The 14,257-nt window shown below is 71.8% G+C and carries 16 protein-coding genes; 3 read left to right on the top strand and 13 right to left on the bottom strand.

Going from position 1 to position 14,257, the window contains the following annotated elements; translation table 11 throughout:
- Positions 1 to 222 precede the first annotated feature (222 nt).
- Positions 223 to 822: a transglycosylase family protein gene (locus OHO83_RS33955; RefSeq protein WP_405636542.1), complete on the bottom strand. Its 600-nt coding sequence runs from the start codon at positions 820 to 822 to the stop codon at positions 223 to 225.
- 393 nt (positions 823 to 1,215) lie between these two features.
- Between OHO83_RS33955 and OHO83_RS33950 the strand changes: the two genes are divergently transcribed.
- Both OHO83_RS33950 and OHO83_RS33945 read left to right on the top strand, forming a co-directional pair.
- Positions 1,216 to 2,043, top strand: a complete 828-nt coding sequence (locus OHO83_RS33950; RefSeq protein ID WP_266668890.1) for a hypothetical protein — start codon at positions 1,216 to 1,218, stop codon at positions 2,041 to 2,043.
- 227 nt (positions 2,044 to 2,270) lie between these two features.
- Positions 2,271 to 2,585: a hypothetical protein gene (locus OHO83_RS33945; protein ID WP_405601803.1), complete on the top strand. Its 315-nt coding sequence runs from the start codon at positions 2,271 to 2,273 to the stop codon at positions 2,583 to 2,585.
- A 29-nt stretch (positions 2,586 to 2,614) separates the two neighbouring features.
- On the opposite strand, the gene der is transcribed toward OHO83_RS33945, so the two are convergent.
- The 6 genes from der to OHO83_RS33915 all read right to left on the bottom strand — a co-directional run bounded on the left by der (position 2,615) and on the right by OHO83_RS33915 (position 7,635).
- Positions 2,615 to 4,087: a ribosome biogenesis GTPase Der gene (gene der / locus OHO83_RS33940; RefSeq protein WP_329435818.1), complete on the bottom strand. Its 1,473-nt coding sequence runs from the start codon at positions 4,085 to 4,087 to the stop codon at positions 2,615 to 2,617.
- Positions 4,088 to 4,164: 77 nt separating this feature from the next.
- The gene (locus OHO83_RS33935) at positions 4,165 to 4,752 is read right to left on the bottom strand and encodes a lysophospholipid acyltransferase family protein (protein ID WP_375998506.1); all 588 of its coding nucleotides are present in this window, start codon (positions 4,750 to 4,752) and stop codon (positions 4,165 to 4,167) included.
- A gap of 59 nt (positions 4,753 to 4,811) precedes the next feature.
- On the bottom strand, positions 4,812 to 5,516 hold the full coding sequence (cmk, locus tag OHO83_RS33930) for a (d)CMP kinase (RefSeq protein WP_266668897.1): 705 nt from the start codon (positions 5,514 to 5,516) through the stop codon (positions 4,812 to 4,814).
- Between the two features lie 112 nt (positions 5,517 to 5,628).
- Complete coding sequence (locus OHO83_RS33925) at positions 5,629 to 6,714, bottom strand: prephenate dehydrogenase (protein ID WP_266668899.1); 1,086 nt, start codon at positions 6,712 to 6,714, stop codon at positions 5,629 to 5,631.
- On the bottom strand, positions 6,711 to 7,073 hold the full coding sequence (gene aroH, locus OHO83_RS33920; RefSeq protein WP_266668901.1) for a chorismate mutase: 363 nt from the start codon (positions 7,071 to 7,073) through the stop codon (positions 6,711 to 6,713). The genes OHO83_RS33925 and aroH overlap by 4 nt, the downstream gene beginning before the upstream one ends.
- 145 nt (positions 7,074 to 7,218) lie before the next feature.
- A complete protein-coding gene (locus OHO83_RS33915; RefSeq protein ID WP_330280192.1) occupies positions 7,219 to 7,635 on the bottom strand; it encodes a YidB family protein in 417 nt (138 codons plus the stop codon).
- A gap of 189 nt (positions 7,636 to 7,824) precedes the next feature.
- On the opposite strand from OHO83_RS33915, the gene OHO83_RS33910 reads away from it, so the two are divergent.
- Positions 7,825 to 8,571, top strand: coding sequence for a nucleotidyltransferase domain-containing protein (locus OHO83_RS33910; protein ID WP_330280191.1), 747 nt, complete (start codon positions 7,825 to 7,827; stop codon positions 8,569 to 8,571).
- Here OHO83_RS33910 and OHO83_RS33905 read toward each other — a convergent pair.
- From OHO83_RS33905 to OHO83_RS33880, 6 genes are all read right to left on the bottom strand, one after another.
- Positions 8,497 to 9,348, bottom strand: coding sequence for a nucleotidyltransferase domain-containing protein (locus tag OHO83_RS33905; protein ID WP_330280190.1), 852 nt, complete (start codon positions 9,346 to 9,348; stop codon positions 8,497 to 8,499). The genes OHO83_RS33910 and OHO83_RS33905 overlap by 75 nt on opposite strands.
- A 21-nt stretch (positions 9,349 to 9,369) precedes the next feature.
- Positions 9,370 to 10,374, bottom strand: a complete 1,005-nt coding sequence (locus OHO83_RS33900) for an ADP-ribosylglycohydrolase family protein (RefSeq protein ID WP_330280189.1) — start codon at positions 10,372 to 10,374, stop codon at positions 9,370 to 9,372.
- Positions 10,371 to 11,102 (bottom strand): NUDIX hydrolase, encoded by a 732-nt coding sequence (locus OHO83_RS33895; protein WP_330280820.1) that lies wholly within the window; start codon positions 11,100 to 11,102, stop codon positions 10,371 to 10,373. Before OHO83_RS33895 ends, OHO83_RS33900 begins: the two co-directional genes overlap by 4 nt.
- 95 nt (positions 11,103 to 11,197) lie before the next feature.
- Entirely contained in the window at positions 11,198 to 12,388 is a 1,191-nt protein-coding gene (locus OHO83_RS33890) for a pseudouridine synthase (RefSeq protein ID WP_330280188.1), read from the bottom strand.
- A 12-nt stretch (positions 12,389 to 12,400) separates the two neighbouring features.
- Complete coding sequence (gene scpB, locus OHO83_RS33885) at positions 12,401 to 13,054, bottom strand: SMC-Scp complex subunit ScpB (protein WP_266668911.1); 654 nt, start codon at positions 13,052 to 13,054, stop codon at positions 12,401 to 12,403.
- Entirely contained in the window at positions 13,051 to 14,256 is a 1,206-nt protein-coding gene (locus OHO83_RS33880) for a segregation and condensation protein A (protein ID WP_330280187.1), read from the bottom strand. The genes scpB and OHO83_RS33880 overlap by 4 nt, the downstream gene beginning before the upstream one ends.
- Position 14,257 lies beyond the last annotated feature (1 nt).

Genomic DNA, 14,257 nt, shown 5'->3' with positions numbered 1-14,257 from the left:
GACGATTTCCGACATCAAGGCAGGTAGGAGGGTCGAGGCACCTCGAAGCGGTTCGTGGTCATGTCACCCGCTTGAGTGACCCATCCCGAGCCGTCCTCCCAGCGCGCCACGACATGCGGATGCGACACGTCTTCGGGGGCTCCGGCGGCCGCGCACGCGCGCGGGCGTGGTGATGTACGAACTGCGGCGGGGCGGTCGTGTTCGCCGGTGGGACGGCCGAGCTCAGCCGAGGCTCTTGGCCGACGTCTTCGGGATGAGCAGCACGGTGCCCTTGTTGAGGCGGTCGGGGTGGGTCCCGACCATCTGCTTGTTGGCCTTGTAGAGCGCCCGCCAGCCGCCCTCGAGGCGGTACCGCGTGGCGATCGAGCTGAGGGTCTCGCCCGGCTCGACCACATGGACGCGGCCGTCGAGCGCGAGGACCTTGGAGCAGATCGGCCAGGCACGCCAGCCCTGGGTGCGCAGCACCTTCTCGGCGACCGCGATCTGTTCGGCGCGCGTCGCGAGGTCCGCGCGCGGGGCGTACCCGAGGCCGCCGTTCTCCTTCCAGGTGGACTGCCGGAACTGCAGCCCTCCGTAGTAGGCGTTGCCGCTGTTGATGTGCCAGCGCCCACCGCTCTCGCACTCGGCGAGGCAGCCCCACGGCCACTGCTCCTTGGCGCAGTCGTCCAGCCCGAGGATCAGGCGCCCGGGGCCGGGAGCGGGTGGGGGCGGGACGGCGGCCGCGGCCGCGGGGGTGAGCAGGACGGCGAACAGGGCGGCCGGCAGGGCCGCGAGACGGAAGCGGCGTACGGGGCGCGTGCGGTTCACGGACATGGGGCGCATCGCGTCACGCTAGGCACGCGAGCCCGCGCCCGCGCCGAGCCGCGCCCTGCGCGGACCCGGCCCCACCCGGTCGGCCGCCTCCCGGCCCGCCGTAGGCACACTTTCGCCAACAACTGTTTTCAGCCACCTGCTTCATTACACGATTTCAGGATTTGTCGACCTGTGGGCATGGCGACCTCGCGCTCACCTCTCCGTATCAATCTCCTTACGCGCAAAGGGAGTTGATGTGGAGCAATTCATTCCGGCCGCCGGTTCGCGCCGTGCGTCGGACGGGTCGATTCCGTCCCCTTCCGGGCGTGACCCCCGGCCCAGATCATCCGTTGTCTTCTTTATGAGCCGGGGACCGCCCGGTCGCATTCGCCGCAGCAACACACCGAATCCGAGGAGCCACCCGTGCCGCGCATGCTCGACGTCAGCGACGACGTACGCGCCGAGATCGGCGACGCAGAAGCCGACCGGCTGCTCGCCGGAGAGAACGCCCCGGGTACGTACGACTGCACGTCCTGCCGTACTCCGGGCGATTCGGAACAGGAGCGCACCAGCACCGTCCTGTTCATCGGCGACGAGACCGCCGTCCTGGCCTTCGCCCACTCCACCTGCCTGCCCTCACAGGTCGTCCAGGTGTCCGAGGAACAGCTGCAGGGAGCCGTACGTTCCATCACCGGCGACGGCGGCGCCCCCGCCGCGGCCCCCGCCCCCGCGGCGCAGTCCATCCCCGGGCAGTCCATGCCGGGGCAGGCCGTTCCGGAGCAGGCCGTGCTCGGCGTGACCAGCGGACTCGTCCTGATCTCCGGCGAGCTGCACCCCGCGCTCGTCGTCGAGCCGACCGGGCCGATCGCCCGCCCCGGCTCGACGGGCGGCATCGACGAGTTCCTGACCCTCCTCGTGGAGCAGGGCTTCATGCCGACCGCCCAGGTCGGCGAGGTGCCGCCGGTGCTGCACGGCTGGTCCGTGCTGCTCGCCATGGGCCAGCTGCACGCCGTCCTGCAGCCCGGCACCTTCGGTGCGGGTCAGGTCGCGTGGTGGCAGGCGCACCAGCCGCTGCACGTCACCGACAGCTGGCGCGCGGCGGCGAACAAGACGAACTCCGTCCTCGTCTTCGCCGCCCCGGCCGGCACGATCGGCCGCCAGCCCCGCGAGGACCTGCTGCGCGGCGCCCTCGACAAGGCCGCGGCGAACGGGCTGCTCGTCGGCGCGACGATGCCCCTGGCAGGTACGTGACCCTCAGCCGTGAACCGAGGTGACCGTGGGCCGGGCGCGCGCCCGGCCCACGGTCGTACCCGGCCCCGGACACCGGCCCGTGCACCTCCACGTGCGCTGCCCGCGCCCCCGTCGGCCTGCGAAAGCGCGGACCGGACCGCATCCGCGAGGGTGTGCGGGTCGTTGGCACCTACGTGCACGCATACGACCCCCCTCGCCGCCCGCAGTATCCGACCCCGATCCCCGCCATGCGCGGGACGCACGAATCGGTGGGTGGCCGTTCGGCCACACCGATCTACGACGCCCTGTACTCGGAGTACCGCAGGTCCTTCCGGGCCCTGCCGGGCGACCGCAGCGGCGAAGAGAACCTCTCGTTCTCCGCGTTCGTCTCGGGCGCCTACGCCGTGCACCACAGCAGCAGCCGGCACGGCTCGTCGTACCACGAACCGCAGCAGGTCCACAGCTCACCGCCGACCGGTTCCTGGCACACGAACGGGCGGCAGCACAGCACCGGGAGCAACCTCCCTGCCGCACTGCCGCCCGCTCCACGCCGCGAGCGCTAGGCGCCAAGTCCTTGGCGCCTAGCGCTAGTTCACTTCTTGCGACCGCGCTTCTCGCGCACCCGGACCGAAATGTGGATCGGCGTCCCCTCGAAACCGAACTCCTCGCGGAGGCGCCGCTCCACGAACCGGCGGTAGCCCGCCTCGATGAAGCCGGAGGCGAAGAGCACGAACCGCGGCGGCTTCGTGCCGGCCTGCGTACCGAAGAGGATGCGGGGCTGCTTGCCACCGCGGACCGGGTGCGGGTGCGAGGCCACGAGCTCACCCAGGAAGGCGTTGAGGCGGCCCGTCGGAACGCGCGCCTCCCAGCCGTCGAGGGCCGTCTCGATCGCGGGGACGAGCTTCTCCATGTGACGGCCGGTCGTCGCCGACACGTTCACCCGGGGCGCCCACGCGACCTGCGCGAGCTCCGTCTCGATCTCGCGCTCCAGGTAGTAGCGCCGCTCCTCGTCGAGCGTGTCCCACTTGTTGTACGCGACGACGATCGCGCGGCCCGCCTCGACGGCCATCGTCACGATGCGCTGGTCCTGGATCGAGATCGACTCGGACGCGTCGATCAGAATGACCGCGACCTCCGCCTTCTCGACGGCGGCGGCGGTGCGCAGGGACGCGTAGTAGTCGGCGCCCTGCTGGAGGTGGACCCGCTTGCGGATGCCCGCCGTGTCGACGAACTTCCAGGTCTTGCCGCCGAGCTCGATGAGCTCGTCGACCGGGTCGCGGGTGGTGCCCGCCAGCTCGTTCACGACGACGCGGTCCTCGTTCGCCACCTTGTTCAGGAGGGAGGACTTGCCGACGTTCGGGCGGCCGATGAGGGCGACGCGGCGGGGGCCGCCGATCACGGTGCCGAAGGTCTGCGCCGGAGCGTCGGGCAGCGCCTCGATGACGGCGTCCAGCATGTCGCCGGTGCCGCGGCCGTGCAGGGCCGAGACCGGGTACGGCTCGCCGAGACCGAGGGACCACAGGGCCGTGGCGTCCGCCTCGCCGCTCGGACCGTCTACCTTGTTGGCGCACAGCACCACCGGCTTGCCCGCCTTGCGCAGCAGCCGTACGACCGCCAGGTCGGTGTCGGTGGGGCCGACCGTGGCGTCGACGACGAAGACGACGGCGTCGGCGGTCTCGATCGCGTACTCGGCCTGCGCGGCCACGGACGCGTCGATGCCGAGGACGTCCTGCTCCCAGCCGCCCGTGTCGACGAGCCGGAAGCGGCGGCCCGCCCACTCGGCCTCGTACGAGACGCGGTCGCGGGTGACGCCCGGCTTGTCCTCGACGACGGCTTCACGGCGGCCGATGATGCGGTTCACCAGGGTCGACTTGCCGACATTGGGGCGGCCGACGACGGCGAGTGCGGGCAGCGGGCCGTGGCCCGCCTCCTCGATCGCGCCCTCGACGTCCTCGATGTCGAAGCCCTCTACCGCGGCGAGCTCCATGAACTCCGCGTACTCCGCGTCGCCAAGGGCCCCGTGCTCGTGCTCGGCCGAGCCCTCCGGCTGGATCTGGTCGTTCATGAAGTCCGTACCTCGTTCATCGTGGTGATCGGTGGACCGTCTGATCGCTTACGGCGGTCCACTACTGAAAGTCTCGCTCAGTGCCCGGTGAGGCGCCTGGCGTTTTCCAGGTGGGCGGTGAGCCGTTCCTGGATGCGCACGGTCGCCTCGTCCAGCGCCTTGCGCGTACGCCGCCCGCTGCCGTCGCCCGCCGGGAACGGGTCCCCGAAGACGACGTCGACGCGGCTGCGCAGCGGCGGCAGCGCCTTTATCAGCCGACTGCGCTTGTTCGTGCTTCCCAGGACCGCCACCGGCACGATCGGCGCCCCGCTGCGCACCGCGAAGTACGCGAGGCCGGCCCGCAGGGAGGCGAAGTCGCCGCCCCCTCGGGTGCCCTCCGGGAAGATCCCGAGGACTCCCCCCTCGTCGAGCACGCTCAGCGCACGCGTGATCGCCGTACGGTCCGCCGTCGAGCGGTCCACCTCGACCTGGCCGATGGCGCCCAGGAACGTGCCGAGCGGTCCGACAAAGGCTTCCTTCTTGATCAGGAAGTGCGTCGGCCTGGGCGCGACGCCCATGACCATCGGCCCGTCGACGTTGTGCGCGTGGTTGACGGCCAGGATCACCGGGCCGGTCGCGGGGACCTTCCAGGCGCCGAGGACACGGGGCTTCCACAGCCCGTACATGAGACCGACCCCGATGCGGCGGCCGACCTCCGCGCCTCTTTCCGAAGGGGAAGCCGCGGTCACTTCGCCGCCCGCTTCTCCCCGATGAGGGTGACCACGCACTCGATGACCTGCTGGAGCGTGAGCTCGGACGTGTCCACCTCGACGGCGTCGTCGGCCTTGGCCAGCGGGGACGTCTTGCGGCTGGAGTCCGCGGCGTCGCGCTTGACCAGGGCCTCCTGGGTCGCCTTCACGTCGGCGCCCTTGAGCTCACCGCTGCGGCGGGCCGCGCGGGCCTCCGGCGACGCGGTGAGGAAGATCTTCAGGTCGGCGTCGGGCAGGACGGTCGTACCGATGTCACGGCCCTCGACGACGATGCCCTGCTCGGTCGAGGCGGCGATGGAGCGCTGCAGCTCGGTGATGCGGGCACGCACCTCGGGGACGGCGCTGACGGCGCTGACCTTGGAGGTGACCTCGGTGGTGCGGATGGGACCGGCGACATCGACGCCGTCGACCGTGATCGTCGGGTCGGACGGGTCGGTGCCGGAGACGATCTCGGCCTTTCCGGCCACGGCGGCGATGGCCGTCGGGTCGGTCAGGTCTATGCCGTTGTTCACCATCCACCAGGTGATCGCCCGGTACTGGGCGCCGGTGTCCAGGTAGCTGAGCCCGAGCTGGGCGGCTACGGCCTTGGAGGTGCTCGACTTGCCCGTGCCGGAGGGGCCGTCGATGGCGACGATCACTGCTGCCGGGGCGGCGCTTGCGGCGGTTGCGGCGGTTTCCACGGGGCTGCGGACACCTTTCTCAGTGCACGGGACAGGGAGGCGGGGCGCAAAGGCGCCCCGCACAAGGTTACTGGCTCAGGCACCCTGCCCTTACAGCCCCTGAAGACAGGACCTACTGGCGCATCGCCCAGCCCCGGTCGCGCAGTGCCGCGGTCAGCTTCGGGGCCGCCGCCGGCTGGACCATCAGCTGGACGAAGCCCGCCTGCTGGCCGGTCGCGTGCTCGATGCGGACGTCCTCCACGTTGACGCCCGCGGCGCCCGCGTCGGCGAAGATCCGGGCCAGCTCGCCGGGCTGGTCGGAGATGAGGACCGCCACGGTGTCGTACGCCGCCGGGGCCGCGCCGTGCTTTCCGGGGACGCGGACCTGGCCCGCGTTCCCGCGGCGCAGGACCTCCTCGATGCCGGTGGTGCCCTCGCCACGCTTCGCCTCGTCCGAGGACTGGAGGGAGCGCAGGGCGCTCACCGTCTCGTCGAGGTCGGCGGAGACCGCGGAGAGCAGGTCGGCGACCGGGCCGGGGTTCGCGGAGAGGATGTCGATCCACATGCCGGGGTCGGAGCCCGCGATGCGCGTCACGTCCCGGATGCCCTGGCCGCACAGGCGTACGGCCGACTCCTCTGCGTGCTCAAGGCGGGCCGCGACCATGCTGGAGACCAGGTGCGGCATGTGGGAGACGAGGGCGACGGCGCGGTCGTGGGCGTCCGCGTCCATGACGACGGGGACGGCGCGGCACAGCGCGACGAGTTCCAGCGCGAGGTTCAGGACCTCGGTGTCGGTGTCGCGGGTGGGCGTCAGTACCCAGGGGCGGCCCTCGAAGAGATCCGCGGTGGCCGCGAGGGGTCCGCTGCGCTCGCGGCCCGACATGGGGTGCGTACCGATGTAGGGGCCGAGGTCGAGGCCGAGCGCCTCCAGCTCCCGGCGCGGTCCGCCCTTGACGCTGGCGACGTCGAGGTATCCGCGGGCCACCCCGCGCCCCATCGCGTCGGCCAGGGTCGTCGCGACGTGCGCGGGCGGCACGGCCACCACACAGAGGTCTACGGGTCCCTCGGGCGCCTCGTCGGTGCCCGCGCCGAGCGCGGCGGCGGTGCGGGCCTGCGCCGGGTCGTGGTCGGCTAGGTGCACGTGCACACCGCGCGAAGCGAGCGCCTGGGCCGCGGAGGTGCCGATGAGGCCGGTGCCGATGACGAGGGCGGTCCTCACTGGGCGATGTCCTTGCGCAGGGCGGCTGCGGCGCCGAGGTACACGTGCGCGATCCCGGACTTCGGCAGCTCGGACTCGATGTGGGCGAGGACGCGGACGACGCGCGGCAGCGCTCCCTCGATGTCGAGTTCCTGCGCGCAGATCAGCGGCACGTCGACGATGCCCAGCTTGCGCGCGGCGGCGGCCGGGAAGTCGGAGTGCAGATCGGGGGTGGCCGTGAACCAGATCGAGATCAGCTCGTCGGAGGTCAGCCCGTTCCGCTCAAGGATGGCGGTGAGCAGCTCGCTGACCTGCTCGTCCATGTGTCCGGCTTCGTCCCGTTCCAGTTGGACGGCGCCACGGACCGCTCGTACCGCCACGGTGTCGCTCCTTGCTTGCGTACGTACAGCTGATGAGGTGCCAAGCCTAGTCAGCCCCGCAGTCACCGGCGCGCGGCGCCCGCCTGCCGAGACGGACGCCGCGCACGGTGCGGTACATCGGAGCTTGCGGTCTCCGGCCGGCCGGTCAGAACTTCTGCTCCTTGACCAGCTCGTCGAGCGAGAGGGCCGGCACCTCGCCCCCCGGGGTCAGCTTGTCGACGGCCGTGGGCAGGGCGCTCGCGATGTCGTTCGCCGCCTGGTCGGGGCTGACGCCCGACTCCGCCGCGACCTTCTGCAGCGTGGCGTCCGGCAGGGCCTCCTTGACCTGGTCCGGGGTCACCTGCTCGTTGGAGCCGGTGCCGACCCAGGACTGCGCCTGCCCGCCGAGGCCCGACTTGGCGAGCGTCTCCAGGAGGCCGCCCAGCGGGTTGCCGCCCGCGGAGCCGCCCTGGCCCTGGGTGAACGCCGCCAGGAGCGAGGTGAGGACCCCGCCCGCCGAGCCGCCCGCCTTGTCACCGAGGAGGCCGCCGAGCAGGCTTCCCAGATCGTTGTCACCCGTCATGGTCACGCCTTTCGGGACGTTCTCGAGTCCTTCGTGGACTCGCTTCCGGAGCCCACACAACCCTGCCAATGTGACCCGAAGCACACCTTGCCGCCACTCGGGCGGCCCAGGCCGGCCCGCCCTCCCAAAGATCACGGACGCCCGGAAATTCGCTCCGCTCCGGCCGGGCGCGGACCGTACGCTCCGTTCATGACAGAGGCCCTGGACCTGGTGCGCGACCACACGATCTACTCCTGCGTGATGGGGTCGCGGGCGTTCGGCCTGGCCACGGACGGCAGCGACACCGACCGCCGGGGCATCTTCGTGGCACCTACGCCGCTGTTCTGGCGGTTCGAGAAGCCGCCGACGCATGTGGACGGTCCCTCGGACGAGCAGTTCTCCTGGGAGCTGGAGCGCTTCTGCGAGCTCGCCCTGAAGGCCAATCCGAACATTCTGGAGTGCCTGCACTCGCCGCTCGTCGAGCACGTCACCGACACGGGCCGCGAACTGCTCGCCCTGCGCGAGGCGTTCCTGTCCCGACAGGTCCACGCCACGTTCACCGGCTACGCGATGGGCCAGCGCAAGAAGCTCGACGCGGATGTCCGCCAGTACGGCGCCCCGCGCTGGAAGCACGCGATGCATCTGCTGCGCCTCCTCGCCTCCTGCCGCGACCTGCTCCGCACCGGCCGGCTGACCCTCGACGCCGGCGGGGACCGCGAGGCGCTGCTCGCGGTGAAGCGGGGCGAGGTTTCCTGGGACGACGTGGTGGCCCGGATGGCGCGCCTGGCCGCCGAGTCGGAGGAGGCCGCCACCCGCACCCCACTGCCGGCCGAGCCGGACCGGGCGCGAGTGGCGGACTTCCTGTTCGGGGTGCGCCGGGCGTCAGCCCTTCAGGCGGAGCCGTACGACGAGATCGTGCAGGGCATCGTGCGCGGTCGGGGCGTCCGGCAGCGCTGACCCCTCCTGCGCCGCGTCGAGGACGGCGTGCAGCGCCTCCACGTCGGCGGCCACGCGCGCGTGGTCGATGTCGGCCGCCCCGTGCTCGGCCTCCGCCTTCGCGGCGATGAGCTCCGGCAGATACGCCGGGGCTTCCAACTCGCCCAGGAGCGTGGGCAGATGGGCCTGCACCTCGCCGGAGCGCATCAGGAGGACGCCGGTGAGCAGCGCCCGGAAGGTGTACAGCAGCGGCTTCAGCTCCCGCGTCCTGTCGTACAGCCGCCACTGTGTGGTGGCGAATCCCCGGTAGTGGTGGGCGTGGTGCGGGGTGAGGACGCCCGGCGCGAGCGCCGCGAGTTCGCCGTGGGCCTCGGTGGTGTGCACGACGAGCGGGGACAGCAGCTGCTCCAGCACGTAACCGTTGCGCCGGAGCAGCAGGCGGACGAACTTGCGCAGGTCATGGGTGACGAGGTCCATCTCGAGACCTTCGGTGTCCCACATCCGGGTGCGGGTCTCCTCCGGCTCGCGCAGCCCGAGGAGGGCCTCGGCGGGCAGCAGGTGGACACCGCGCAGGTCGACGTCGGAGTCCCGGGAGGGGAACCCGTAGAGGTGCGCCCCCGAGACCGTCGCGAACAGCAGCGGGTCCGCCTGCCCAGCGACGATCTCCCCGAGCTCGGCGTCAGGCACACCCGCGGCACGCAGGGCGCCCGCGTCACATGCCGCAGGGGACCCATAGGCCGCCAGGGGTCCGCGAGCGGCCATGGGTGCCCCCGTCGTCATGGGTTCCCCCGTCGTCATGGCTTCTTCTGTCGTCATCGATCACGCGTCCCAGAGCGCTCCGAGCGACAGCAGGTCGCTGCGGTACTCGATCCGTTCCGACCAGTCCGCCGGCCACACCTCGTCGCCCAGGTACGCCCCGGCGAACGCTCCCGTGAGGCAGGCGATCGAGTCCGAGTCGCCCGAGGTGCAGGCGGCGCGGCGCAGGGCCGTGACGGGTTCGTCGACGAAGAGCAGGAAGCAGAGCAGGCCCGTGGCGAGCGCCTCCTCGGCGATCCAGCCCGCCCCGGTGGCCAGGCACGGGTCGGTCTCGGGCGACGGCGAGCGCAGCGCTTCCCGGAGCCGTTCTAGCGCGGCCAGGCAGTCGTCCCAGCCGCGCGCGATGAAGTGCTCCGGGCTCGGGTCGGCGGCGTGCGCCCACAGGTCGCCGAGCCACGGCGCGTGGTACTTCTGCCGGTTCTCGTACGCGTACGAGCGCAGCATCCCGACGAGTCCGGCCGGCTCGGCGCCCTGGGCGAGGAGGTGGACGGCATGCGCGGTGAGGTCGGACGCGGCGAGGGCCGTGGGGTGTCCGTGGGTGAGTCCGGACTGCAACTGGGCGGCGCCCGCGCGCTGTTCGTCGCTGAGGCCGGGGACCAGGCCGACCGGCGCGACGCGCATGTTGGCCCCGCAGCCCTTGGACCCGATGCGGCTGGCCTCCTGCCAGGGCTTGCCGCGCGTGAGGAGGTCGCACGCCTGGAGGCAGGTGTTGCCGGGGGCGCGGTTGTTCTCCGGGGACTGATACCAGTCGATGAACTCCTCGCGCACGGGCCGCGTCATGCGCAGCGGCGCGAGCACCCCGCGTTCCATCGCGGTGCGCAGGCCGCGCCCCAGGGCGAGCGTCATCTGGGTGTCGTCGGTGACGATCGCGGGCCTCGGCAGGGCCATCTGCCGCCAGGGCCCGCACTTCGCGAGGATCGACGGCACGTCGTTGAACTCGGTCGGGAAGCCGAGCGCGTCCCCCAGGGCAAGCCCGACGAGGGAGCCGGTCGCCGCACGCTTCTTCATGAGGGTCGTCCTTCCGCGGGGGGCCTGAGCAGGGGCGGGTGCAGGGCGGTGGCGGGCCCTGCCTTGTAGAGCGCGGCGGGCTTGCCGCGGCCGCCGGTGAGCCGGGCGGCGCCGTGTACGGGTTCGACGAAGCCGGAGGTGGCGAGGACCTTGCGCCGGAAGTTCGCGGGATCGAGCCCGGCGCCCCACACCGCTTCGTAGACCCCCCGCAGCTCGCCGAGAGTGAACTCGGGCGGGCAGAAGGCCGTGGCCAGGCAGGTGTTCTCGATGCCGGCGCCGACGCGCTCGTGGGCGTCGGCGAGGATCCGGTCGTGGTCGAAGGCGAGCGGGCCGTACGCGCCCGTGCCGTACGGCAGCCAGTCCGCGCGGGCCGCGTCACCGCCCCCGCGCACCTCGGGCGGGTCGGGCACGAGGGCCGCGAACGCGACGGAGACGACCCGCATCCGGGGGTCGCGGTCCGGGTCGCTGTAGGTGCGCAGCTGTTCCCGGTGCAGCCCGGTGACGTCGGACAGGCCGGTCTCCTCGGCCAGTTCGCGCGCCGCCGCCGTCTCCGCGGACTCGTCGGGCAGGACGAAGCCGCCGGGCAGCGCCAGGCGTCCCGCGTACGGGTCCTGCCCCCGCTCGACGAGCAGCACCCTCAGCGCGCCGTCCCGGATCGTGAAGACGGCCAGATCGACGGTGACGGCGAAGGGCTCGAAGGCGTACTTGTCATAGCCCTGCACGCACACCACCCCCCTCTCTTTATGGTCTTACCGACTATAAAGAGAGGGGGGTGGCACACACAAGGGCCAGGCCCCTGCCGGGGCGGGGTGCCCGGGTGCTTCTAGAGGTCGACCTCCTGCATCAGCATGCCGACCTCGGTGTTGGACAGGCGTCGCAGCCAGCCCGACTTCTGGTCGCCCAGCGCGATCGGCCCGAAGGACACCCGCACCAGCTTGTCGACCGGGAACCCGGCCTCCGCGAGCATGCGCCGCACGATGTGCTTGCGGCCCTCGTGCAGGGTGACCTCGACGAGGTAGTTCTTGCCGGTCTGCTCGACGACGCGGAAGTGGTCCGCCTTCGCGTACCCGTCCTCCAGCTGGATGCCGTCCTTGAGCTGCTTGCCCAGGTCACGCGGGATCGGACCCACGATGTGCGCGAGGTAGGTCTTCTTCACGCCGTACTTGGGATGGGTGAGGCGGTGGGCGAGCTCTCCGTGGTTGGTGAGCAGGATGATGCCCTCGGTCTCGGTGTCGAGCCGCCCGACGTGGAACAGCCGCGTCTCGCGGTTGTTCGTGTAGTCACCCAGGCACTGGCGGCCGTCGGGGTCCTCCATGGTGGAGACGACACCGGCCGGCTTGTTCAGCGCGAAGAACTGGTGCGACTGGGTCGCCACGGTCAGACCGTCGACCTTGATCTCGTCGTTCTCCGGGTCGACACGCAGCCCCTGCTCCAGCACGATCTGGCCGTTGACCTCGACCCGAGCCTGCTCGACGAGCTCCTCACAGGCGCGCCGGGAGCCGTAACCGGCCCGCGCCAGCACCTTCTGGAGCCGCTCGCCCTCCTGCTCGGCGCCCGGGAAGGTCTTGGGGGTCTTGATGTCCGGCCTGCCCGCGTACCGGTCGCGGTTGCGCTCCTCCTGCCGGGCGTCGTACTCCCGAGAGGTCCCCGGAGCGCCGCTGCGACCGCCGCCGCGGGCGCCGGTGCCCTGGGACGTGCGGGGGCCGCCCTTGGCGCCGCCACGCGCTGCCGCGCCGCGGCCCCTCCTCGGTGCGCCGCCGCCGCCGTCGGCGGGGCTCACGTCGTAGCGGCGCTCCTCGGGACGCGGCTTGCTCGGCCGGCCCTGCTTGTCGTCACGGTCGTTGCCGGCACCGCGGTAGTTCCCGCGACCGCCGCCACCGCCGCCACCGCTGCCGCCGCGGCCACCACCGCTGCCGCCGCGACCGCCACCGCTGCTGCCTCGGCCGCCGCTGTTGCCACCACGGCTCCCGCCGTTGTTTCCGCTGCTGTTCCTGCCGCTGCTGCTGCTTCGCATCAAAAGTTCCGTCTAGTCGTCTGCGTCCTCGTAACCCGGTGCATCGGGTGCGTCCGGGTCGAACGACGGGACCCCTTCCTGCGTCTCGGCCTCGATCGCGTCCGCCTCCGGAAGGAAGGGCGCGAGTTCCGGGAGCTCGTCCAGGCCGCGCAGGCCCATCCGCTCCAGAAAGTAGTTCGTCGTCCTGTACAGGATCGCACTTGTTTCGGGTTCCGCGCCCGCCTCCTCGACGAGGCCCCTCTGGAGGAGGGTCCGCATCACGCCGTCACAGTTCACTCCGCGCACGGCGGAGACCCGCGACCGGCTCACCGGCTGGCGGTACGCGACGACCGCGAGGGTCTCCAGAGCCGCCTGGGTGAGCCGGGCCTGCTGCCCGTCGAGCACGAAGCGTTCGACCGCCGCCGCGTACTGCGGCCGGGTGTAGAACCGCCAGCCGCCCGCCACGAGCCTCAGCTCGAATCCGCGGCCCTGGACCGTGTACTCGTCCGCCAGGGCCCGCAGGGCGTCCGCCACGGCCCTGCGCGGCCGGTCCAGGACCTTCGCGAGGTGCTCCTCGGTCGCGGGCTCGTCGACGACCATCAGTACGGCCTCCAGGGCCGGCCCGAGATCCAGCTCGGCGACCCGGTCGGCCCCGGCGACGGCTTCCTGCCCACTCGTGCCCGTCATGACTGCTCCTCCTCCGCCCCGCCCCGCCCGGCCTTCTTCTCTTCACCGTCTTTGTCTGCCGTCCCGGGAGGCCTGTCGAACTCGTCCGTGACCGTCGGCTCCCCGTCGCTCTCCCCACCGGTCCAGCGCACGAGAAGCTCCCCCAGGGCCTCCTCCTGCTCCAGGCTGACGGCCTTCTCCCGGTACAGCTCGAGGAGCGCCAGGAAGCGGGCCACGACGGTCAGGGTGTCGTCGGTGTCCTCCACCAGCACCCGGAAACTCGCCTCGCCCAGCTCCCGCAGCCGCGCCACGACGAGCCCGGCCTGCTCGCGCACGCTGACCAGCGGGGCGTGGATGTGGTCGACGTACACCTGGGGCTTCGGCCTGGGCTGCATCGCCTTCACGGCGAGCCGGGCGAATCCTTCCGCCCCGATGCTGATGACGACTTCCGGCAGCAGCTCGGCGTGGTGCGGCTCGAGACCGACGGTCCGCGGGTAGCGCCGCGCCTCCTCGTCGAGCCGTTCGCTGAAGATGTCGGCGATCTTCTTGTACGCGCGGTACTGGAGCAGCCGGGCGAACAGGAGGTCACGCGCTTCGAGGAGCGCGAGGTCGGCCTCGTCCTCGACCTCGGCGGTCGGCAGCAGCCGGGCGGCCTTGAGATCGAGCAGCGTGGCGGCGACGACGAGGAACTCGGTGGTCTGGTCGAGATCCCACTCGGGCCCCATGGCGCGGATGTGCACCATGAACTCGTCGGTCACTTTGGAGAGCGCGACCTCGGTGACGTCCAGCTTGTGCCTGGAGATCAGCTGGAGGAGCAGGTCGAAGGGCCCCTCGAAGTTGGCCAGCCGTACCTTGAACCGCCCGTCATCGGGCACCGGCTGCTCAGGTTCGGATTCCGGGTCGGAGCCGGCCGCCTTCTCCTGAGGCCCCGGATCAGACTCAGCTACGAACTCCGCCGGAAGTCCAGGTTCTGGCTCTGGCTCTGGCTCTGGCTCTGGCTCAGGAACGAGGTCCGACTCAAGAACGGTCTTTGACCCAGGAACAAGCTCCGGCTCAAGCACGGCCTCCGGCTCAGGACCGAGTGCCGGCTCAGGACCGAGTGCCGGCTCAGGCACTTCCCCCGGCCCCGGCGCCGGGAGGCTCGTCGCCCCCGGGCCCCGGCCCAGCGCGCGTCGCCGCGCGCCCCGGCCGGGCGTGGAGGAGTCGTCGTCGTTCGCGGGCATC

Source organism: Streptomyces sp. NBC_00569 (assembly GCF_036345255.1).
GTDB lineage: Bacteria > Actinomycetota > Actinomycetes > Streptomycetales > Streptomycetaceae > Streptomyces.
Note: the sequence above shows the minus strand (reverse complement) of the source record. Positions and strands in the feature narration are given on the sequence as shown.